A 19,792-nucleotide genomic window follows, 5' to 3' on the forward strand; every position below is an offset into this window, starting at 1 on the left:
CGGTGACTGGACGGCCGCGGGTCGTGCTGGTCCCGGGCGCGCTGGCGCTGCTGCCGGAGCACGCGTCCTTGACCGATCCGCTCACGGACTTGCGCGCGGCTGCTGTCGCCGCGGTCCGGTGGCTGGGGCCCGAGGCCGAGGTGGTCGGGGACGCACAAGGGGAGCGGGTCGCCGCTGCGCTGATGGACGCCGCCGGTGTGCGGCGCGGTGGTGCTGCGGCGTACCTCGTGGTCGGCAACGGCTCGGCCAAGCGGTCCGAGAAGGCGCCGGGTCACCTGGACGAGCGGTCGTTCGGGTTCGACGACGCGCTCCGTGATGCCCTGGTCGCCGGTGACCTCGCAGGCATGGACTGGTCGCTTGCCGACGACCTGTGGGCGTCGGTCGACGGCCTGCGACGCGCGGTGGACCTGATCGGCGGCCCGGCGACGGTGGACTACGACGACGACCCCTACGGCGTGCAGTACTGGGTGATGCGGTGGGGCTCGTGAGGGTTCTGCTCGGTCCGCGCAACGGCGACCTCGCCGACCTGTACGCCGTGCCCCGGCGCCCGTGGCTGCGGGCCAACATGGTCAGCACCGTCGATGGCTCCGCCACCGGCGCGGACGGCCGCAGCGGCTCGATCAACAGCGCCGCCGACCATGAGGTCTTCCGTGTGCTCCGCGCCCAGGCCGACGCGATCGTCGTGGGCGCCGGGACGGCCCGGGCCGAGGGCTACGGACCGGCGGACGTGCCGATCGTGCTGGTCACGCGCCGGGCCGACGTGCCGGAGCGCCTCCACGGCCACGAGCCGGGCCGCGTGCTCGTCGCCACCTGTGCCACCGCTGAGCACCTTGCCGAGGCGCGAACGCTGCTCGGCGAGGAGCACGTGCTCGTCGTGGGCGAGGACGAGGTCGACCTCGCCGCCCTCCGCGACACGCTTGTCGGGCGCGGCTTCGAGAGCCTGCTGTCGGAGGGCGGCCCGCACCTGCTCCGGGACCTGCTCGCCGCCGGCCTGGTCGACGAGCTGTGCGCCACGCTCGTCCCGACCGTGGTCGGCGCAGACGGACCCCGGATGACCGCGGGCCCGCCCGTCGACGTACCGCTCTCGCTCGAGCTGCTGCTCGAGCACGAGGGCACGCTGCTCGCCCGGTGGTTCGTCGACGGCCCGTGAGCGTTCGTCGGTCAGACCACCCGACCGACGGCGAGGGCGATGACAGCGGCCCAGAGCACGATGCCGAGTCCGATGAGCGAGTAGAAGAGCGTCAGCGAGGTCCCCATGGAGTCCGACGCTAGGACGCGAGGGCCAGGAGCGACATGGGGCGACCGGGTCATTCGGGGGCAGGAGGAGGACTAGTCACGACCCCAGTGGTCCAGACCGGTCTGGGGTGGCGGGTTCGTCGGGAGCGGCCCGGGTAAAGGCGGCACGACGCGGCGGTCTCGCGGGCGGCGGCGCTCCCCGCACATGGGAGTCCTCGAGACCGCCGCGTCGTCGCGTCCCGGGACGGGAACGGCCCGTCAGGGCGCTCGGGAGTCAACGCGCCGACAGCGTCGCGCGCGACCTCACGGCAAGAGGTTCAGGGGCGAGGAGAGCTCGCCCTGAATGGCCTTGAACTCCCTGCGGGTCAGCCCGTCGGTGTCGCTGAAGTCGCGCCACACGTCCTTGAGGCCCTGCGCGGCCTCGTCCAGGTCGTCGGCGACGGCACGCATGGCGGTCCACACCGCGTTGCCGGCGCTCGCGATGTCCGGCTGCGCGCCGAGGGTCGACCGGCCGACGCTGCCGTGCTGGAAGACACCGGGGTTGTCGACGGCGCGGGCGAGGTGGGCGGCCGCGTCGCGCACTCGGCTCGCGACCTGCGGCAGGTTGTTCCAGAGCTTGGCCATCTGGAAGCGCTCGATGTTGACCACGAGCCTGCCGGTCGAGGCCGGCGGCTCGTTGAACGCGAACGGGTCGCTGCCGGCCGGGTGCGCCGCGGCGAGCAGGTCGAGCTGGTCGAAGCAGAGGTACGCCGCCGCCTGCTCCTCGGCCAGCAGCTCGGCGTTCGCCGTGTCGAGCGCGGAGCTGATGTTCGTGACGACGCCGTCCGGCTTCGCGGCACCGAGCTCGACCTGGGGCGGCTGCGAGCCGGCGTCGGCGACCTGGCCGGAGAGGACGCCCAGCGCGCCGCCGCCCGCGGCGAGCAGGAACGGCACGGCGGTCCCGGCACTGAACAGGGTCGCCGCCGCAGCCGCGACCGCGCCGAGGATCGCCAGGGCGACCGCCACGCCGCCGTAGTCGCTGCCCGGCTTGGCCTTCTGCATCGCGTCCAGCGCGGCGTCGAGGATGGTCAGCACCGCCAGGCGCGACCGCTGGATGGCCAGGGCGTTGCCGAGCGCGGCCTCGGCGATCTTGCCCATCAGGAGCTGGAGGTTCGGCACGACGGTGCCGAGCTGCGCGACGTACTTCTCCTTGAAGTAGTCCATCGCCACGCCGTCGAGGTGCGGGGTGGCGTCGTCCAGCTGCTCGGTCAGGATGACGTACGCCGGGTTGGCGAAGACCGGACGGTCGTCGGCGGACGCCAGCTGGCTGGGCGTGCTGGCGATCTGGTGCATGCCTTCGAGGATCGGTGTCACGACGGCGTTCACGATGCCTTCCGGGGGCGGCAGGCTCCGCCACCGACGGGAGACCTCCGCGAGGGTCGACCGGTAGTCCTCGAGGTAGCCCGCGGGCACGTCCGGCTCGACCTTGTCGTCGACCGACACCTCGGGGACGTCGATGCCGAACGCCGCGAGGTCGAAGGGCGGGGTGGCGCCGTTGAGCGGCGACGGGTAGCGGCGCACGACGTAGAACGGGAACGAGCCTGCGGCAGCGATCCAGCCGGTCTCGGGGCTGCCGTCCATGATCACGGCGCCGTCGTCGACGAAGCCGGGCACGGCCGAGAGGGCCTTGTCCCGCATGTGCCAGTACATCGCCGAGTCCATCGCCGCGACGGCGACCTCCTCGACCCGTTCGTCCACCGCTCGGGCGAACTCGTCGTTCGACACCAGTTGTCCGCCGGCTGCCGCGCCGGAACCCAGTCCCCATGAGTCGCTCATGGCAGGTGTCTTCCGTTCGTGGGCGTGATCCAAACCACGATTACGCCGCGTGGTGCCGGCGAGGGGTTGCTGCCCTGCGTCGGTCACCGGGTCTCGTCGACGCTCGGTTTCGAGACGGCGCTGACGCGCCTCCTCAACCCACCGGCTGGCTCGCTGCTCGACCAGCGGGTGGCGCTGTGCTGGTCCTCAGTCGGTCGGAGGGGCGGGCTCGGCGACGGAGAGCAGGACGGCGTCGGGGTAGGTCTCGCGGAGCTGCTCGAGGTAGTCGACGAGCGCCTCGCGGGTCAGGTCGGTGGTGCCGACGACGATGACCGTGCCGGGCTCGCCGGGCTCGCCCTCCTTCTCGGCGGCGGTATCGCGCAGGTCGAGCACGAGGTCGAGGGCGGTGCCGTCGGCCTCCTCCGGCACGAGCGCGAGGAGCGTCTCCTCGTCCTCGACGGTCTCCGGGTCGGTCGGCTCGGCCTCGGTGTCGACCAGGCAGGTCCACTCCCGCTCGAGGGCGTCTGTGCACGGCTCGGCGACCGGCTCCGGCTCGGGGTCCGGCGTCGGCGTGGGAGTGGGGGTCGGCGTCGGCGTGGGGGTCGGCTGGGGCGACGGCGGGTTCGCAGGCGGGGTCTTCGGCGGGTCGGCCTGCTCGAAGTCGGCCTCGTCCGGGGCGACGGGGGCCGGCGCCTCCTTGTCGGACTCGAACGCGCTGTCCGACGACGGCGCCGCCGGGGCGGGCGCGCCCGAGGGGGTCGACGAGTAGTCGGGGGCCGGCACGTACGAGGTGGTCGGCGCGATGAACGGTGCGGAGTACGACGAGGGGAACACCAGCTGCGGCGGCGCTGCGGTCGTCGGAGCGACGTCCGCGACGACCGGCGGCGGGAAGAGGCCCATCGACGGCGAGACCGGCTCGGCCGAGCCGAAGGTCGGCAGCTCACCGGCCACGGCCGGCGGGACGAGGACCGGCTCGACGGCGGTGGTGACGGGCACCTCGCCGTCGGCGTACACCACGCCTGCCCCGCAGCCCAGCGTCAGCGCGAGCGCGACGAGCAGACGGGACCTCATGTGGTCACCGTACGTCGGTCGTCCTCAGGAGCCGCAACCCCTTCGGCGGGGAACACCCATCGTTGGTAGCCCCAGAAGCGGAAGAGCGTCGCGAGGGCCACGCCGACGAGGTTCCCCGAGACGTTCTCGGCAACCGTGGAGGTCCAGCCGAGCGCGTAGGAGGTGACCGCCAGCGGCACCAGGTTGACCGCGAGACCACCGAGGTTGACCAGCACGAACAGCGTGTACGCCGTCGCGAGCTGCAGCCGCTGCCGCTGGTCGAAGACCCACAGCCGGTTGCCGGCGAACGCGAAGGTCGCCGAGACCACGAAGGCCAGTGTCTTGGAGGTCAGCGGCCCGGTCTCGAGCAGCTGCCGGGCGAGGTTGTAGCAGGCGACGTCGACCAGGAACGCCAGGCCGCCGACCACCAGGAAGCGGGAGGCGATCCGACCGGTGGGCACGATCGGCGAGGTACCCGACACGCACCCGCGGAACACACCGCGCCCCCGCGTGGTTGAGTCCGGCCGTGACCACCGACCACCGCGCCGACCCCCGCAGCGCGGACGACTCCCGACGCGTGTCCCTGCTGCTCGGCCTGCTCTTCGGCGTGGCCGGCATGGGCTCGTCCTCGGCCGCGGTCGCGCTGCCGCTCATGGGCGGCGACCTGGGGGTCGACGTCGGGATGGCGACGTGGTCGATCAGCCTCTACGCGCTGATGCTCGCCGTGACGACCGCGGTCTACGGCCGGATCTCCGACCTCGTCGGGATCAAGCTGCCGCTGCTCGTCGGCATCGGCCTGATGACGGCCGGCGCGCTGGTGGCGGCGTTCGCTCCGACGTACGGCGTCCACCTCGGCGGCCGCCTCTTCCAGGGCGCCGGCGCGGCTGCCGTGCCGACGCTGGGGGTGGCGGCGCTGAGCGCGCGGTACGACGGCGAGGTCAAGGGCCTCGCCCTCGGTCGCCTCGCGGGGATGGCCGCCGCGGTCTCCTGCCTCGGCCCGCTGGCCGGCGGGCTCGTCGAGCACGCCTTCGGGTGGCGGGTCGTGATGGCGCTGCCGATCCTCGGCATCCTGGTCGTGCCGTTCCTGTGGCGCGCGCTCACCGGCGAGGGCAGCGGCGCCAGCCTCGACGTGCTCGGCGCGATCCTCGTCGCCGCGACCGCCGCCGGCCTCGTGCTGCTCGTGCAGTCGCCCTCGACCGGCCTGGTGGTCGCGCTCGTCGGCGTGCTCTTGATGGTGCTCGGCACGCCCCTGGTCGTGCTGCGCGTACGCCGCCGCCCGCACGGCTTCCTCCCGCTGGCCGTCATCCGCAACCCCACGGTCGTGCGCAGCGCGGTCGCGGCGGCGGCCGTGCCCGCCGCGTGGTTCGGGCTGCTCGTCTCGGTGCCGGCCGTGCTCGTCGACCACGGTTGGGCCGCGTGGGAGGTGGGCCTGCTGCTCGTGCCGAGCGCGGTCGTCGCGCTCTTCGTGCCGCGGGTCGCCGGGCCGCTGCTGACCCGCGTCGGCGGGCCGGCCGCGCTGGCCATCGCCGGCGTGACCGCGTCGCTGGCGCTCGTGCTCGCCGCCATCGGCACCGCGGCCGCCTCGGCCGTCGTGCTCGGCGTGGCGGTCGTGCTGGTGACGATGGCCTTCGGGCTCGGCCAGCCCGCGCTCACCGCGTCCGTCGGCGACGCCGTCGAGCTCGACGTGCGGGGTGTGGCGCTCGGCGTCGCCACCCTGCTCTTCCTCGTCGGCGGGTCGGTCGGCTCCGCCGTCGTCGGCGGCATCGGCGACGCCATCGGGGCGCCGGGTGCGCTCGGCATCCTGGCCGCGCTGCCGCTGCTCGGGCTGGTCGCGTTGATCCCCGAGCTCAAGCGGTTCGCCGCGGTCGTCGCGGACTGAGGGCGTCCCCGCTGGTCGAGCAGCGAGCTCCGGCGCGCACCCGCAGGTCGAGCAGCGAGCGCCAGCCGGTGGGTTGAGGAGGCGCGCCAGCGCCGTCTCGAAACCGAGCGTCGTCGAGACCCGGTGACCGTGGTCGCGGCCCTGCGTCTCTCGCCGGGTCTCGTCAACGGTCGGCGCCGGGGCCTCCCTGCTCGACCAACGGGTGGCCCGGCGGCCCTCCCTGCTCGACCAGCGGACCGTCAGGCGGTGAGGTCGAGGCGGCGGAGGGTGTCGGCGAGGCGGCGGGCGACGTAGTCGTTGCCGGCGGGGCTGGCGCCACCCTCCTCGGAGCGGAGGTCGGGCTGGTCGGTGCGGCCGGTGCCGGCCCAGCCCGCGGCGACCGGGTCGACGGCGTACCCGTCGTGGTCCTCGACCACCTCGGTGACGATCCCGGCGAGGTCGCCGGTGAGCGGGCCCTCCTGGGCGAGGGTCCACGGCACGACCTGGACCAGACCGGCGTCGGGGAACGTCTCGCGCAGGGCGTCGAGGTAGGTGTCCATCGCGGCGCGGAGGTTGGGCCCGTCGACCAGGCGCACGTCGTTGCGGCCGGCGTCGACGACCACGACGTCGGGCTCGACGCCGGAGTCGGCGATCGCGGCGAGCCGGTCGGCGAGGCGTTCACCCGGGTCGCCGGCGACGAAGCCGACGCCCTCGGCGGCCTCGACGACGCACTCCCAGCCGAGGCGGTCGGCGGTGGGGCAGGCGTAACCGGTGGTGTACCCGTCGCCGAGCCACAGCGAGACCGGCTCCTCGGCGGGCTCCGACGAGGACGAGGGGGAGGCGGAGGCCGACGGAGCCGTGGACCGGGCGGCCGCGGGGTCGGTCACCGAGCCGGCGTCGACCTCGACGCGGTCCTGCCAGTCGACGTACGCCCAGGCGGTCCCCACGACCACGAAGGCCGCGAGCAGCAGGACGAGGACGCCGGACAGACGTGAGAGCGCGGCCGAACGGTACTGCCGTGTCTGCCACAGTTGCTCGCGTGCAGGTGGGGATGCAGGTGGGGATGACGCTGCCGGTCATGGAACCGGACCTCTGGGACGACGGCGCGCGCACGCTGGAGGCGTGGGCGCGGGCGGTCGACGAGGGCCCGTTCAGCACGCTGTGCTTCGGCGAGCGGATGGCCTTCGACAACCCCGAGACGCTCACGCTGCTCGGCGCGGTCGCGGCCTGGACCAGCCGGGTGCGCCTCGCGACGACGGTGGTCGTCCCGCAGCTGCACGACCCCGTCCTGCTCGCGAAGTCGCTGGCCACCGGCGACCAGCTCTGCGCGGGCCGGCTCAGCGTCGGGCTCGGGGTCGGTGGGCGCGAGGAGGACTACCGCGTCGTCGGCGCCGACCTCGGCACGCAGACCATGCGCGAGATGGCCGAGCGGGCCGAGGTGCTCAAGGCCGTGTGGCGTGGCGACCTGGTCGCCGGGGCGACGCGCCGCATCGGGCCGCCGCCGGCGCAGGAGGGCGGGCCGGAGCTGCTGGTCGGCTCCATGGGTCCGCGGACGATCCGCCACGCGGCCCGCTGGGCCGACGGCCTCGCCGGCGTCACGCTCGACGTCGACCCCGCCGGCGTACGCCGCCTCTTCGACCTCGCCGAGGACGCCTGGGCCGAGGCGGGCAAGGACCGGCCGCGGCTGACGACGTCGTTCTGGTTCGCCCTCGACGACGGCAGCGGCGGTGCCCAGGACGGCGGGGCGCGCGCGCAGGTCCACCGCCACCTGCGCCACTACATGAGCTGGCTGCCGGCCGACCTGGTCGACGCGATGGCGCCGACGACCGGGTTCGCCGGGACGCCAGCGCAGCTGCGCGAGGTGCTGCAGCGGTTCGAGGACATCGGCACCGACGAGGTCCACCTCATCCCCACCGGGTCCGACGTCGCCCAGGTCGCGGCGGTCGCGGAGCTGCTCGGATGAGCCAGCGGTCCCGCGACGACGTCGGCGGCACCTGGGCGCGGGCCGCCGTGCTCAGCATCGGGTTCGTGGCGCTGCTGTGGGCGATCGAGGTGCTCGACGCGGTCTGGTCGCGCGACCTCGATGCTTACGGCGTCCGCCCCCGCGACCAGGACGGGCTGCTCGGCGTGGTGCTCGCGCCGGTGCTGCACGCCGGGTGGGACCACCTGTCCGGCAACACGGTCCCGGTGCTGGTGCTGGCCTTCCTCGTGCTCGTCGGCGGCACCGGTCGTGGGCTCGCCGCGACGGCCGTCATCTGGCTGGTCGGCGGGTTCGGTGTGTGGCTGACCGCGCCGACCCTGTCGATCCACCTCGGCGCGAGCGTCCTGGTCTTCGGTTGGCTGGTCTACCTCATCGTCCGCGGCGCCTTCACCCGCAGCGCGGGCGAGATCATCCTGGGGATCGTGCTGTTCCTGGCCTACGGCGGCCTGCTGCTCGGCGTGCTGCCCGGGCAACCCGGGGTGTCGTGGCAGGGCCACCTCTTCGGCGCGGTCGGCGGTGCGCTGGCCGCGGCGTGGGTCGACCGGCGCGACCACGTCGCCCGCCCTAGGCTCTGACCCCGTGCGCTCGGACTGGCTGCCCATCTCGGCGGCGATGCTCGTCACCGGGGCGATGGCACTGGCGCTCGGCCGCCTGGTCGGCGACTTCGGCGGCACCTCCGCGCAGACGCTGCGCGGCGTGCAGGCGGACGACGGTCGGTGGCTGGCCGTGGCGGTCGTCTACTTCCTCGCGGCCGCCTGCCTGACCCTCGGCCTGCCGGCGGTGCTCGAGCTGCTGCGCGGCGGCGGTCGGTACGTCGGTGGCGCGGGCGTCGTGTCGCTGGCGATCGGCTTCCTGGGCCTGGCCGGCTTCTCGATGCTCATCGTCTCCTTCCGCGCGCTCATCGTCAGCGGCTCGGTCGACACCGGCGTGCTCGCGGCAGCCACCGAGGAGTCGGGCCTCGCGATCTTCCTGCGCGGCTGGCTGGTCGCGATCCTGCTCGGCGAGCTGCTGCTGGCCGCCGGGCTGCTCCGCGCCGGCCCGCTGCTCGTGCCGCGCTGGATCCCGGCCCTGCTCGCCGTCCACCTCGCCGCCGTCGCGGTCGGCACCGCGCTCCCGCCCGAGGTCGCCCGCCTCGCGGTCGTGCTGCTCGCCGTCGCGCTGGCCGGCATCGGCATCACCGCCGCCCGTCCCCACCGCCACCCCTCGGGAGCCCGCTCATGACCGACGACCGCCTCGCCGCCCTGGACGCCGACCTCGTCGAGGCCGAGCGCGACCTCGCCGAGCACCGCCGGCTCACCGGCCGCCTGGGTCGGGCCGAGGCCGCGGTGGCCGCGGCCACCCAGGAGCTCGGCTTCCGCAAGGGCCGACTGCGCGAGGAGACGGCCGACGTCGCGAAGCTCGAGTCGTTCAGCCCCACCCGCATCTGGGCCGGCCTGACCGGCCGACGCGAGACCGACCTCGACCGAGAGCGGGCCGAGCAGCAGGCCGCGGAGTACGCCGTCGCGGAGGCCGAGGCCGCCCGCGACCGCGCTCGGGCCGAGGTGGCGCAGACCCAGCAGGCGCTGCGGGCCGTCGCGGACGCCGACGTACGCCGCCGGCGGGCCCTGACCGCCAAGGAGGACCACCTCCGCGCCGCCGGCCACCCCGCCGGTGGCGAGCTCGACGAGCTGGCGGCCACGACCGGGGCGGGGCGCTCGGCGCTCGGTGAGCTCCAGGAGGCCGGCGCGGCCGCCGACGCGGCGCTCGCCCGGCTGCAGGCGGCCGCGGACCTGCTCGGCTCGGCGCAGAGCTGGTCGACCGCCGACACGTTCCTCGGCGGCGGGATGGTGACCGACCTGGTCAAGTACGACCGGATGGACGGCGCCCAGCGACTCATGCGCGAGGCCGACGTCGCGCTGAAGCGGCTCTCCACCGAGCTGGCCGACGTGGGGATGAGCGCGGTCGGGGGGATCGAGGTCACCGAGCTCGCCCGCGCGTTCGACGTGTGGTTCGACAACATCTTCAGCGACTGGTCGGTGCGCAACCGGATCGCCGAGGCCGCCGACCGGGTCGCCCGCACCTCGGCCGCCGTCGCGCGCGTCCGCGAGGAGCTCCGTGACCGCGTCGTGCGCCAGCAGGTCGAGCTCGACCTGCTCGCCGCCCGGCGCGAGGAGCTGCTGGGCGGGTCGTCATCCGGGTAGTCCGGCACGCCTCGGTCCTTTCCGGCTGACCAAAGGGCGCGCTCGTGCCGGACTATCCCGACAGGGGTCAGGCCAGGGCGCGGGCGAGGGCGGCGACCTGGTCGAGCGGGGCGTCGTACCCGGGGAAGTAGGCGCACACCCGGTCGGCCACGTCGCCGAAGCGGCGGAGGAGCTCGGCGGCGCACTCCTCGGGCGTGCCGACGACGGCGAGCGTGTGGAGCATGTCGTCGGTGACCAGGTCCATCATCGAGGCGATGTCGCCGACCTTGGAGAGCCGGTTGAGCTCGGGCTGCACCTCGCCCCAGCCCTCGACGTCGAGGACGGGTCGGTACGCCGGCGTGGAGCCGTAGAAGGCCAGCAGCCCGCGGACGCCGAGCGCGGCGGCGTGCTGCTCCTCGGGCGTGCGGCCCATCGCGACGATCGCCTGCGGGAAGACGCGGAAGGTCGGCGAGGCCGGGGTGCCGAGCGCGGGCAGCGTGCGCTCGCGGAAGTGCCGGTGGCTGTGGAACGGCATCACCAGCAACCCGTCGGCCACCTCGCCGGCGGTCCGGGTCATCAGCGGGCCGAGCGCGCCGAGCAGCACCGGCGGCGGGCCGAACGGGTTCGGCCCGGGCACGAACGTCGGCGGCATCAGCGTGTGCCGGGTGTGCTCGCCGCGGAAGTCCAGCCGCGTGCCGTCCTGCCACGAGGTCAGGATCGCCTTGACCGCGAGCACGATCTCCCGCATCCGGGCGGCGGGGGGCGACCAGGTGGCGCCGTAGCGGTTCTCCACGTGCGGCTTGATCTGCGAGCCCAGCCCGAGGCGGAACCGGCCGCCCGACATCAGCTGCAGGTCCCACGCGGTGTGCGCGAGGTGCATCGGGCTGCGCGGCATCGCGATCGCCACGTTGGTCATCAGGTCGGTCTCGACGACCCCGGCCGCGGCCGCCAGCGGCAGGAACACGTCGTGCGGGCCCTCGAAGGTGAACAGGCCCGCCACGCCGGCCTCCACCAGCTCGCGGGCGCGGTCGGCCGCGCGGTCGGGCCGGGCGTCGAGCTGGACGTCGAGCAGCATCGGGTCAGACCCTCTCGGCCGGGGTGTCGGTGTGGGCGCCGGTCTCGGTAGGGGTCGTCGCGAGCGCACGCAGCCCGTCGAGGTGGTCCACCCGTCCGCGCACCGGGGGACCGTAGCGGGCCGGGCCACCCGTGGTCCATCGATCCGACCGCTGGTCGGTCGGGCCTGTGGATGACCGGGCCGCTGGCGGGGTAGTCCGTGACGTTCGGCAGGTGTTTCGGCCGGATCGCCTGCGGAACGTCACGGACTACCCCGACCGCCGTGGCGAGGGGCCCGCGTGCCGGAAGGTCAGGCCGAGACCCGCCGCACGAGCGTAGGCGGCAGGAGGACGGGGTCGGGGACGGCGCCGGGGTCGTCGAGGCGGGCGAGCAGCAGGCGGGTGGCGCGCTCGGCGAGGTCGCCGGCGGGGTTGACGACGGTGGTGAGCGGGGGCGTGCAGTGGTCGGCGCCGAGGTCGTCGTACCCCACCACCGCCACGTCGTCCGGCACCCGCCGCCCGGCCGCGGCCAGCGCACGGAGCGCGCCGCGGGCCATCAGGTCGGAGGCGACGAAGAGGCCGTCGAGGTCGGGGTACGCCGCGAGCAGCCGCGCGCACGCCACCTCGCCGCTGGCCTCGGTGAAGTCGCCGTGGTCGACCGGCCCGTCGTCCATGCCGGCGGCGGCGAGCGCCGCGAGGTGCCCGGCCAGCCGGTCCTGGCCGGCAGCCATGTCGACCGGCCCGCCGACGTGCCCGATCCGCCGGCAGCCGCGCTCGAGCAGCAGCTCGGTGGCCAGCCGTGCGCCGGCGACGTTGTCGGTGTCGGCCCAGGCGACCCGGTCCGCGCCGACGATCGGCCGGCCGACGAACGCGCACGGCAGCCCGAGCGCGCCGAGGTGCTCGGCCAGCAGGTCGCTGCGGTGGTGGGAGACGACGATCGCGCCGTCGACGTGCCCGCCGCGCAGGTACCGCAGCGTCCGGTCCTCCTCCTCGCCCGGCCGCGCGAGCAGCAGCACCAGCTGCAGGTCGCGCTCGGCGAGCACCCGGTTGACCGCGGTCAGCGTGCGGCCGAAGAACGGGTCGGAGAAGACCCGGTCGTCCGGCTCGGGGACCACCACCGCCACCGAGTCCGTACGCCGCGTGGCGAGCGAGCGGGCGGCCGGGTTCGCGACGTACCCGAGGTCGCGCACCGCCGCCGCGACCGCCTCCCGCGCCCGGTCGCTCACGCGGGTGCTGCCGTTGACCGCGCGGGACGCGGTGGCCCGCGAGACCCCCGCGCGCCGGGCGACCTCGTCGAGCGTCGGCGTACCCGCGGCGTCCACGGCGCTCAACCTAGCGGCGCCCGACCCGCACCCGCGCCGACACCCGACCGCGCCCCGCCCACGCTCACGTCAGGCCTCGCTGGACCCGAGCCGCCCGGTGGCGGCGACGTCGGCGTAGAACCGGGCCGAGGTCTTGGGCGTGCGCACCTGGGTGTCGTAGTCGACGTGCACGATGCCGAAGCGCTTGGTGTAGCCGAACGCCCACTCGTAGTTGTCCAGCAGCGACCACTGGAAGAACCCGCGCAGGTCGACGCCCTGCTCCATCGCGTCGTGCGCGGCTCGCAGGTGGGCGTCGATGAAGGCGACCCGCTCGGGGTCGTGGACGGAGCCGTCGGGGAAGACCTGGTCGTCGTAGGCCGCGCCGTTCTCGGTGACGTAGAGCGGCGGGACGGCGTACTCGTCCTTGAGCCGCACCAGCAGCCGGGTCAGCCCCTCGGGCTGGACCTCCCAGTCCATCGCGGTGCGCGGCAGGCCGCGGCTGACGAAGATGACGTCGTCGCAGCCGACGTAGGGGGTGCCGGTGGTGCGGCCGGTCTCGTTCTCGTTGCTCTTCAGCTCGTCGGGGTGTGGGCGGCCGGCGATCGCGTTGCCGTTGTAGTAGTTGACGCCCAGCACGTCGATGGGGGAGGAGATGACCTCGAGGTCGCCGTCCTGGATCACGTCGGTCCAGCTGCCGCGGCCCGGCACGGGCATGCCCTCGGTGTCGGCGACGATGTCCGCGGGGTAGGAGCCGCGGAAGATCGGGTCGAGGAAGACCCGGTTGAAGAGCCCGTCGACCCGCCGCGCGGCGTCGACGTCGACGGGGTCGGCGGGGTCGTTCGGGTCGGCGACGGTGAAGTTGAGCGTGATGCCGAGGCCGGCCTCGGGCCGCTCGGGGTCGGTCCCGACGCCGCGGCGGCGCAGCTCCTGGACGGTCATGCCGTGGGCGAGCATGAGGTGGTGGGCGGCGACGAGGCCGTTGGCGCCCTCCTGGCGACCCGGCGCGTGCTGGCCGCCGGTGTGCCCGAGGAACGCCGAGCACCACGGCTCGTTCAGCGTCGTCCACGCCGCCACCCGGTCGCCGAGCGCGTCGTGCACGCTCAGGGAGTACTCCACGAAGCGGTGGGCGGTGTCCCGGTCGGTCCAGCCGCCCCGGTCCTCGAGCGCCTGCGGCAGGTCCCAGTGGTAGAGCGTGAGCCACGGGACGATGTCGTTGCCGAGCAGCTCGTCGACGAGCCGGTCGTAGAACGCGAGCCCGGCCGGGTTGACCGGCCCGGCGTCCGGTCGCACGCGCGGCCAGGCCACCGAGAAGCGGTAGGCGCGCAGGTTCAGCTCCTTCATGAGCGCGACGTCGGCGGCGTACCGGTGGTAGTGGTCGCACGCCACGTCGCCGTGGTTGCCACCGATGACCGCGCCCGGCACCCGCGCGAAGGTGTCCCAGATGCTCGGGGTGCGCCCGTCCTCGGCGGCGGCGCCCTCGACCTGGTACGCCGCGGTCGCCGCGCCCCACAGGAAGCCCGGCGGGAACTGGATCTCGGAGCTGCTCATGCGCCCACCCTAGACGGGATGGAAGCGCTTCCACCATGGATCCACCATGCGCCTGCAATGGATCCAGCCTGCGTCCACGACCGGTCCGCCGGTGGACGGGTGTTTCGACGCGCCCCGCCGCGGGCAGTCCGGGGGACAACACCGTCCGGCGCACCGGGCGTTCGCGAAGGAGGCCCACGTGGGCGAGCTGCAGATCGACATCCCCCGGCTCTACCGGGCCGGCAAGGTGGACGTCCCCGAGGAGGCCGCCCACCTCGCGGAGATCTCCGCGGACCTCTTCGACGCGCTCGGGACGTTCAACGTCATGACGGCGCAGGCCGGCGACCCGGCTGCGTGGCGTCGGCTGCTCAAGGTCGGCGGCGAGGTCTACGAGGAGATCCGCGAGACCGTGCTCGACCTCAACAACATCGGCGTCGCCCTCATCAAGACCGCCGACCACTTCGTGGAGACCGACGCCGACGCGCGCCGGCAGTACGACGGCATGGGCCGCCACCTCAAGGACGTCGACCCGCGGCCGGCCGACGTGCCACCCGAGATGGACTCCTTCCACGAGCCCGGCGCCAACGACAGCGAGGGCAGCCGGATCGAGAGCACGCCCGACCCGACCGAGCCGACGCTGCCGGAGGCCGTGTCGTGAGCGGCTTCGACCGGACCCAGTTCGACGCCGACCTCGACGACATCGAGACCTACCTGGGCTACCTGCGCGGCAACGAGCTGATGTGGCAGACCTTCCACGACTTCCAGCTCTCGATGATCGACCAGGTCCCGTGGCCGGCGCCGTTCGACTACACCAGCCCCTGCCCGGACGGCCGGTTCCAGGTGCCCTTCGACCACTACCCGCTCATCGAGGTGTCGATCCCGGAGGGGGACGCGGAGGCCTTGATCCGGCAGCGTGTCGAGCAGCTCACCGACGCGATGGACCAGTCCTGGCGCAACGGGCAGGCCTGGGCCGCGGGCGTCGCCGGCCAGGCCCGGGCCGTGTGCGAGCAGTTCACCGAGCCGTTCGTCCCGACCCTGCGCGGCGCGATGGACCTCATGCAGGCGCGGGTCGTCAACAAGCTGCAGGTCTCGGCCAACGACGACTGGGCCAACCTCGGCGGTGCCGCCGCGCAGTGGAACGGCCAGTTCGCCGGCCAGTTCCGCAACTTCTACGACAACTACAACGACGTGGTCGCCCGGTTCGGCCTGTTCTGCTCGTGGATCAACCTCGGCTACGCGCTCGGCACCAAGATCATCGCCGCCACCCAGCTGGGCGCCGGCAAGTTCGTCACCAGCCTGAAGAAGAACCTCGAGGGCCAGCTCGACCACTGGGCCGACAACGGCGGCGACAAGCCCAACGACCCCTCCGACTGGCCGGCGTGGGTCGGTGACGTCGCCGCGGTCGTCCAGAGCACCATCGGGGTCGCCTCCGACATCCCGGTCGTGGGCGAGGTGGCCGGCGTCCTCGACATGGTCGGCAAGACCCAGACCCTGATGAGCGACATCGACACGCTCGTGGGCGGCGGCCTGCTGCCGGAGAAGAAGACCTACGACGCGGTGATGACCGCGGAGGAGGCCTACGAGCTCTTCACCACGACGCTGTACGACGACCACTACCAGGCGTTCCGCACCGGCATGGACCAGCTCGACGTCGGTGGCGCCGGCTCGAACGCCTACGAGCGCAGCATCAGCGGGCAGTCGATCCTGGAAATGATGCGCGAGACCAAGCGCCGCGGGGACTGGGGCCTGCCCACGATCCCGGCGACCAACCTGGCCTGACGCACGACCGGCCCGGGCCGTGTGGCCCGGGCCGGTCGCGTGGGTGCGTCGGTCGTTACTTGCCCTTGCGGGCGCGCGAGGCGATCTTCGCGCGCTCGTTGGCGTCCAGGATGACCTTGCGGATGCGCACCATCTCGGGCGTCACCTCGACGCACTCGTCGTCGCGGCAGAACTCCAGGCACTGCTCGAGGGAGAGCTTCTTCGGCGGGATGAGCTTCTCGAAGTTGTCGGAGGTGGCGGACCGGATGTTGGTCTGCTGCTTCTCCTTGGTGATATTGACGTCCATGTCGTCGGCGCGGGAGTTCTCGCCGACGATCATGCCCTCGTAGACCTCGGTGGTCGGCTCGACGAACATGACGCCGCGCTCCTGCAGCGAGGTCATGGCGTACGCCGTCGCGGCACCCTTGCGGTCGGCCACCAGCGAGCCGTTGTTGCGCGAGCGGATCTCGCCGGCCCACGGCTCGTACTTCTCGAAGATGTGGTGGGCGATGCCGGTGCCGCGGGTGTCGGTGAGGAACTGGGTGCGGAAGCCGATGAGGCCGCGCGCGGGCACCAGGAACTCCATCCGGACCCAGCCGGTGCCGTGGTTGGTCATCTGCTCCATGCGGCCCTTGCGGGAGGCGAGCAGCTCGGTGATCGTGCCGAGGTACTCCTCCGGCGCGTCGATCGTCAGGCGCTCGACGGGCTCGTGGACCTTGCCGTCGATCTCGCGGGTGACCACCTGCGGCTTGCCGACGGTGAGCTCGAAGCCCTCGCGGCGCATCTGCTCCACGAGGATCGCCAGCGCCAGCTCGCCACGGCCCTGGACCTCCCAGGCGTCGGGGCGCTCGGTCGGCAGGACGCGCAGCGACACGTTGCCGATCAGCTCGGAGTCCAGGCGGTCCTTGACCAGGCGGGCGGTCACCTTCGCGCCCTTGACCCGGCCCACCAGCGGGCTGGTGTTGGTGCCGATCGTCATCGAGATGGCGGGCTCGTCGACGTGGATGAGCGGCAGCGCAACCGGGTTCTCCGGGTCGGCCAGCGTCTCGCCGATGGTGATGTCCGGGATGCCCGCGATCGCGACGATGTCGCCGGGGCCGGCGGACTCGCCGGGCTTGCGCTCGAGGCCCTCGGTGACGAGCAGCTCGGTGATCTTCACGCGGTTGACCGAGCCGTCGCGCTTCATCCACGCGACCTGCTGGCCCTTGCGCAGCTCGCCCTGGTGCACGCGGACCAGCGCGAGCCGGCCGAGGAACGGCGAGGAGTCGAGGTTGGTGACGTGGGCCTGGAGCGGCGCGCCCTCGTCGTACGTCGGGGCCGGGATGGTCTCGAGGATCGTCTTGAACAGCGGCTCGAGGTCGGGGGAGTCCGGCAGCGCGCCGTTCTCCGGCTGCTCGAGACCCGCGACGCCGGCGCGGCCCGAGGCGTAGACGACCGGGAAGTCGAGCGCCTCCTGGCTGTGGCTGTCGTCGAGCAGGTCCATGAACAGCTCGTAGGTCTCGTCCACGACCTCCGCGATGCGGGCGTCGCCGCGGTCGGTCTTGTTGACCACCAGGATCACCGGCATGTCGGCGTTGAGCGCCTTGCGCAGCACGAAGCGGGTCTGGGGGAGCGGGCCCTCGGAGGCGTCGACGAGGAGCACGATGCCGTCGACCATCGACAGGCCGCGCTCCACCTCGCCGCCGAAGTCGGCGTGGCCCGGGGTGTCGATGATGTTGATCGTCATCGGCTGGCCGTCGGCCGCGGGGCCGGCGTAGTGGACCGCGGTGTTCTTCGCGAGGATCGTGATGCCCTTCTCGCGCTCGAGGTCGCCGGAGTCCATGACCCGCTCGGCGACGCTCTCGGCCTGGTGGGCGGTGAAGGCCCCGGCCTGGCGCAGCATGGCGTCGACGAGGGTCGTCTTGCCGTGGTCGACGTGCGCGACGATCGCGACGTTGCGCAGGTCCGTGCGGGCGGTGGTTCCGGGCATGGGTGTGGTACGTCGCTTCCGTTGGGGATCATGGGCCCGAACGGGCCCAGGCGATTCTACGGGCGGGGGCCGCTCCCTCAGAAGTTCCCGAGCGCCCACAGCACCAGCACGACCGCCGCGCCGACCACCAGTCCCACCACCGTGACGCCCGCCGCGATCAGCGCGATCCGCTCCTGCCGACCCCGCCGCCGGCGCAGCCCGAGGTCGCCCGCGACGCGCTCCACGAGGGTCCGGCCGCCGTTGAGGTCCTGGCTGCTGTCCACCTCCCGGCGGTAGCGGCCGTCGGCGCCGCGCGCCCACACCACCCGGCGGCGTACGCCGGTGACCCGGCCCGACGCCGCGCTCACCTCGAACCCCGGTCTCCGGCCGGCCGAGCGGCTCGTCCCGCGCACGCGGTCGGTCACCGAGTACGTCCCCGGCGCCGGGAACCGCACCTCGTTCACCACGCCCGCGCCCGGCCGGTCGCCGCCCGGCCGCACCAGCAGGCCGTCGTCGGTGCGCTCCACGGCGTACGCCGCGTCCTTCGTCGCCTCGACGAGTGCGGCGTGCAGGCGGTCGGCGTCGGGGGTGGCGTCCGGGGTGGCGTCGGGGGTGGCGTCGGGGTGGGTGCCGGTCATGGCGGCCAGCCTTCCCGGGCACAGGTCACCCCATGCCGTCCATCGCGACCAACACCCGTGTCGAGCTCCCCGAGCTGCTCGACTTCGTCCGCACCCGCCACCACCTGGTGCTGCTCACCCACCGCTCCGACGGCCGCCCGCAGCTCTCGCCGGTCACCGGCGGCGTGGTCGGCGAGGGGGACGCCGGGCGGATCGTCATCTCGACCTATCCCGACCGCGCCAAGGCCGTGAACCTCCGCCGTGACCCCCGCTGCTCGGTCCTCGTCCTCTCGGAGGAGTGGGACGACGCGTGGGTGCAGGTAGACGGCACCGCCGAGGTGCTCGACATGCCCTCGCCCGAGGCCGAGGACGGGCTCGTCGACTACTTCCGGTGCATCTCCGGCGAGCACCCCGACTGGGACGAGTACCGCGCCGCCATGCGCAAGCAGGGCAAGTCGCTCCTCCGCATCACCCCCACCTCCTGGGGCCCCGTCGCCACCGGTGGCTTCCCGCCCGACCGCGTGCCCTCCTGACGTCGGTCCCGTCCGCGTACCGGCCGTTTGTCCACAGGCTGGCGGGGGCTGGCGGGGTAGTCCGTGACGTTCGGCAGGTGTTTCGGCACGTTCCGCCTGCCGAACGTCACGGACTACCCCGACGCCGGACCCGGCCACGTGGCGACCCACCGGACCAGCCCGAGGACCAGCCAGGAGACCGCCGACCGGGGTAGTAACGGTCAGGAACGTCCGTGACTGTCCCCGTGGAGGTCGGGGACGTCCGTTACTACCCCGCCAGGGCGCGGTCGAGCGCCGCAGCCACGTGCAGGGTGGTGCAGGGGAAGACGGGGATGTCGGCGTCGGCCTGCTTGACGAGCAGCTCGAGCTCGGTGCAGCCGAGGACGACGCCGGCGGCGCCGGCGTCCCAGAGCTCGTCGATGACCGAGACGACCTGGCGGCGGGAGGTGTCCAGGACGCGGCCGTGGACGAGCTCGCCGTACACGATGTCGTCGAGCTCCTGGTGGTGCTCCTCGCCGGGGACGTGCACGGTGATCCCGTGGCTGGCGAGCCGGTCGGTGAAGAACGGGCGGGTCATGGAGAACTTCGTGCCGAGGAACCCGACCGAGGTGACCCCGGCGGCGCGGCAGGCCTCGGCGACGACGTCGGCGAGGTGGATGACCGGGATGTCGACGGCGGCCTCGACCTGGTCGAAGACCTGGTGGTACGCCGTCGTGCACATCAGCAGGAAGTCCGCGCCGGCCCGCTCCACACCCTGCGCGCCGGCCACCAGCAGCGCGGCGACGTCGTCCCAGCGCTCGGCCGCGGCCAGCTCGGTGACCTCGGCGAACTCGACCGAGGCGAGCACGGTCCGGGCCGAGTGCAGCCCGCCGAGCCGCTCCTCGACGCCACGGTTGATGCCTTCGTAGTAGACGGCGCTGCTCTTCCAGCCGAGCCCGCCGAGAAGTCCGATCGTCTGCATGCCGCCCACCCTGTCAGACGGGCGGTGCGAGGTGTACC

Annotated in this window: 20 protein-coding genes; 10 read left to right on the forward strand and 10 right to left on the reverse strand. The window is 73.6% G+C overall.

Going from position 1 to position 19,792, the window contains the following annotated elements:
• The first annotated feature begins 2 nt into the window (after positions 1 to 2).
• Positions 3 to 488: a class III extradiol ring-cleavage dioxygenase family protein gene (locus tag QWY29_RS14090; protein ID WP_300961660.1), complete on the forward strand. Its 486-nt coding sequence runs from the start codon at positions 3 to 5 to the stop codon at positions 486 to 488.
• Positions 485 to 1,150, forward strand: a complete 666-nt coding sequence (locus QWY29_RS14095) for a dihydrofolate reductase family protein (RefSeq protein ID WP_300961661.1) — start codon at positions 485 to 487, stop codon at positions 1,148 to 1,150. The genes QWY29_RS14090 and QWY29_RS14095 overlap by 4 nt, the downstream gene beginning before the upstream one ends.
• Positions 1,151 to 1,539: 389 nt before the next feature.
• On the opposite strand, the gene QWY29_RS14100 is transcribed toward QWY29_RS14095, so the two are convergent.
• The 3 genes from QWY29_RS14100 to QWY29_RS14110 all read right to left on the reverse strand — a co-directional run bounded on the left by QWY29_RS14100 (position 1,540) and on the right by QWY29_RS14110 (position 4,541).
• Positions 1,540 to 3,051: a hypothetical protein gene (locus QWY29_RS14100; RefSeq protein ID WP_300961662.1), complete on the reverse strand. Its 1,512-nt coding sequence runs from the start codon at positions 3,049 to 3,051 to the stop codon at positions 1,540 to 1,542.
• 186 nt (positions 3,052 to 3,237) lie between these two features.
• A complete protein-coding gene (locus tag QWY29_RS14105) occupies positions 3,238 to 4,101 on the reverse strand; it encodes a hypothetical protein (protein ID WP_300961663.1) in 864 nt (287 codons plus the stop codon).
• Positions 4,098 to 4,541, reverse strand: a complete 444-nt coding sequence (locus tag QWY29_RS14110; RefSeq protein WP_300961664.1) for a GtrA family protein — start codon at positions 4,539 to 4,541, stop codon at positions 4,098 to 4,100. The genes QWY29_RS14105 and QWY29_RS14110 overlap by 4 nt, the downstream gene beginning before the upstream one ends.
• Positions 4,542 to 4,606: 65 nt before the next feature.
• Here QWY29_RS14110 and QWY29_RS14115 point away from each other — a divergent pair, with 65 nt between their 5' ends.
• Complete coding sequence (locus QWY29_RS14115) at positions 4,607 to 5,959, forward strand: MFS transporter (protein WP_300961665.1); 1,353 nt, start codon at positions 4,607 to 4,609, stop codon at positions 5,957 to 5,959.
• A 239-nt stretch (positions 5,960 to 6,198) separates the two neighbouring features.
• Here QWY29_RS14115 and QWY29_RS14120 read toward each other — a convergent pair whose 3' ends face one another.
• A complete protein-coding gene (locus tag QWY29_RS14120) occupies positions 6,199 to 6,885 on the reverse strand; it encodes an SGNH/GDSL hydrolase family protein (protein WP_300961666.1) in 687 nt (228 codons plus the stop codon).
• A gap of 92 nt (positions 6,886 to 6,977) precedes the next feature.
• Between QWY29_RS14120 and QWY29_RS14125 the strand changes: the two genes are divergently transcribed.
• From QWY29_RS14125 to QWY29_RS14140, 4 genes are read left to right on the forward strand one after another with little or no spacing between them, the layout of a single operon-like run.
• On the forward strand, positions 6,978 to 7,901 hold the full coding sequence (locus QWY29_RS14125; RefSeq protein WP_300961667.1) for an LLM class flavin-dependent oxidoreductase: 924 nt from the start codon (positions 6,978 to 6,980) through the stop codon (positions 7,899 to 7,901).
• A complete protein-coding gene (locus tag QWY29_RS14130) occupies positions 7,898 to 8,494 on the forward strand; it encodes a rhomboid family intramembrane serine protease (protein WP_300961668.1) in 597 nt (198 codons plus the stop codon). Before QWY29_RS14125 ends, QWY29_RS14130 begins: the two co-directional genes overlap by 4 nt.
• Positions 8,495 to 8,498: 4 nt before the next feature.
• Entirely contained in the window at positions 8,499 to 9,140 is a 642-nt protein-coding gene (locus tag QWY29_RS14135) for a hypothetical protein (protein ID WP_300961669.1), read from the forward strand.
• Complete coding sequence (locus QWY29_RS14140; protein ID WP_300961670.1) at positions 9,137 to 10,099, forward strand: hypothetical protein; 963 nt, start codon at positions 9,137 to 9,139, stop codon at positions 10,097 to 10,099. The genes QWY29_RS14135 and QWY29_RS14140 overlap by 4 nt, the downstream gene beginning before the upstream one ends.
• A gap of 67 nt (positions 10,100 to 10,166) precedes the next feature.
• Here the strand turns inward: QWY29_RS14140 and QWY29_RS14145 are convergent, their stop codons facing one another.
• The 3 genes from QWY29_RS14145 to QWY29_RS14155 form a co-directional block, all read right to left on the reverse strand.
• A complete protein-coding gene (locus tag QWY29_RS14145) occupies positions 10,167 to 11,153 on the reverse strand; it encodes a TIGR03617 family F420-dependent LLM class oxidoreductase (protein WP_300961671.1) in 987 nt (328 codons plus the stop codon).
• A gap of 288 nt (positions 11,154 to 11,441) precedes the next feature.
• Positions 11,442 to 12,452 (reverse strand): LacI family DNA-binding transcriptional regulator, encoded by a 1,011-nt coding sequence (locus QWY29_RS14150; protein ID WP_300961672.1) that lies wholly within the window; start codon positions 12,450 to 12,452, stop codon positions 11,442 to 11,444.
• 69 nt (positions 12,453 to 12,521) lie between these two features.
• Positions 12,522 to 13,979 carry a GH1 family beta-glucosidase gene (locus QWY29_RS14155; protein WP_300961673.1) on the reverse strand — a complete coding sequence of 486 codons (1,458 nt, stop codon included), beginning with the start codon at positions 13,977 to 13,979 and terminating at the stop codon, positions 12,522 to 12,524.
• A gap of 178 nt (positions 13,980 to 14,157) precedes the next feature.
• Between QWY29_RS14155 and QWY29_RS14160 the strand changes: the two genes are divergently transcribed.
• Positions 14,158 to 14,616 (forward strand): hypothetical protein, encoded by a 459-nt coding sequence (locus QWY29_RS14160; RefSeq protein ID WP_300961674.1) that lies wholly within the window; start codon positions 14,158 to 14,160, stop codon positions 14,614 to 14,616.
• Positions 14,613 to 15,737 (forward strand): hypothetical protein, encoded by a 1,125-nt coding sequence (locus QWY29_RS14165; RefSeq protein WP_300961675.1) that lies wholly within the window; start codon positions 14,613 to 14,615, stop codon positions 15,735 to 15,737. Before QWY29_RS14160 ends, QWY29_RS14165 begins: the two co-directional genes overlap by 4 nt.
• Positions 15,738 to 15,792: 55 nt before the next feature.
• On the opposite strand, the gene typA is transcribed toward QWY29_RS14165, so the two are convergent.
• Both typA and QWY29_RS14175 read right to left on the reverse strand, forming a co-directional pair.
• Positions 15,793 to 17,685, reverse strand: coding sequence for a translational GTPase TypA (typA, locus tag QWY29_RS14170; protein WP_300961676.1), 1,893 nt, complete (start codon positions 17,683 to 17,685; stop codon positions 15,793 to 15,795).
• A gap of 77 nt (positions 17,686 to 17,762) precedes the next feature.
• A complete protein-coding gene (locus QWY29_RS14175) occupies positions 17,763 to 18,302 on the reverse strand; it encodes a hypothetical protein (protein ID WP_300961677.1) in 540 nt (179 codons plus the stop codon).
• A gap of 32 nt (positions 18,303 to 18,334) precedes the next feature.
• On the opposite strand from QWY29_RS14175, the gene QWY29_RS14180 reads away from it, so the two are divergent.
• The gene (locus QWY29_RS14180) at positions 18,335 to 18,814 is read left to right on the forward strand and encodes a PPOX class F420-dependent oxidoreductase (RefSeq protein ID WP_300961678.1); all 480 of its coding nucleotides are present in this window, start codon (positions 18,335 to 18,337) and stop codon (positions 18,812 to 18,814) included.
• Positions 18,815 to 19,061: 247 nt separating this feature from the next.
• Here QWY29_RS14180 and QWY29_RS14185 read toward each other — a convergent pair whose 3' ends face one another.
• On the reverse strand, positions 19,062 to 19,754 hold the full coding sequence (locus QWY29_RS14185) for an aspartate/glutamate racemase family protein (protein WP_300961679.1): 693 nt from the start codon (positions 19,752 to 19,754) through the stop codon (positions 19,062 to 19,064).
• Between the last annotated feature and the right edge of the window lie 38 nt (positions 19,755 to 19,792).

The organism is Nocardioides abyssi, from assembly GCF_030412915.1.
GTDB classification, from domain to species: domain Bacteria; phylum Actinomycetota; class Actinomycetes; order Propionibacteriales; family Nocardioidaceae; genus Nocardioides; species Nocardioides abyssi.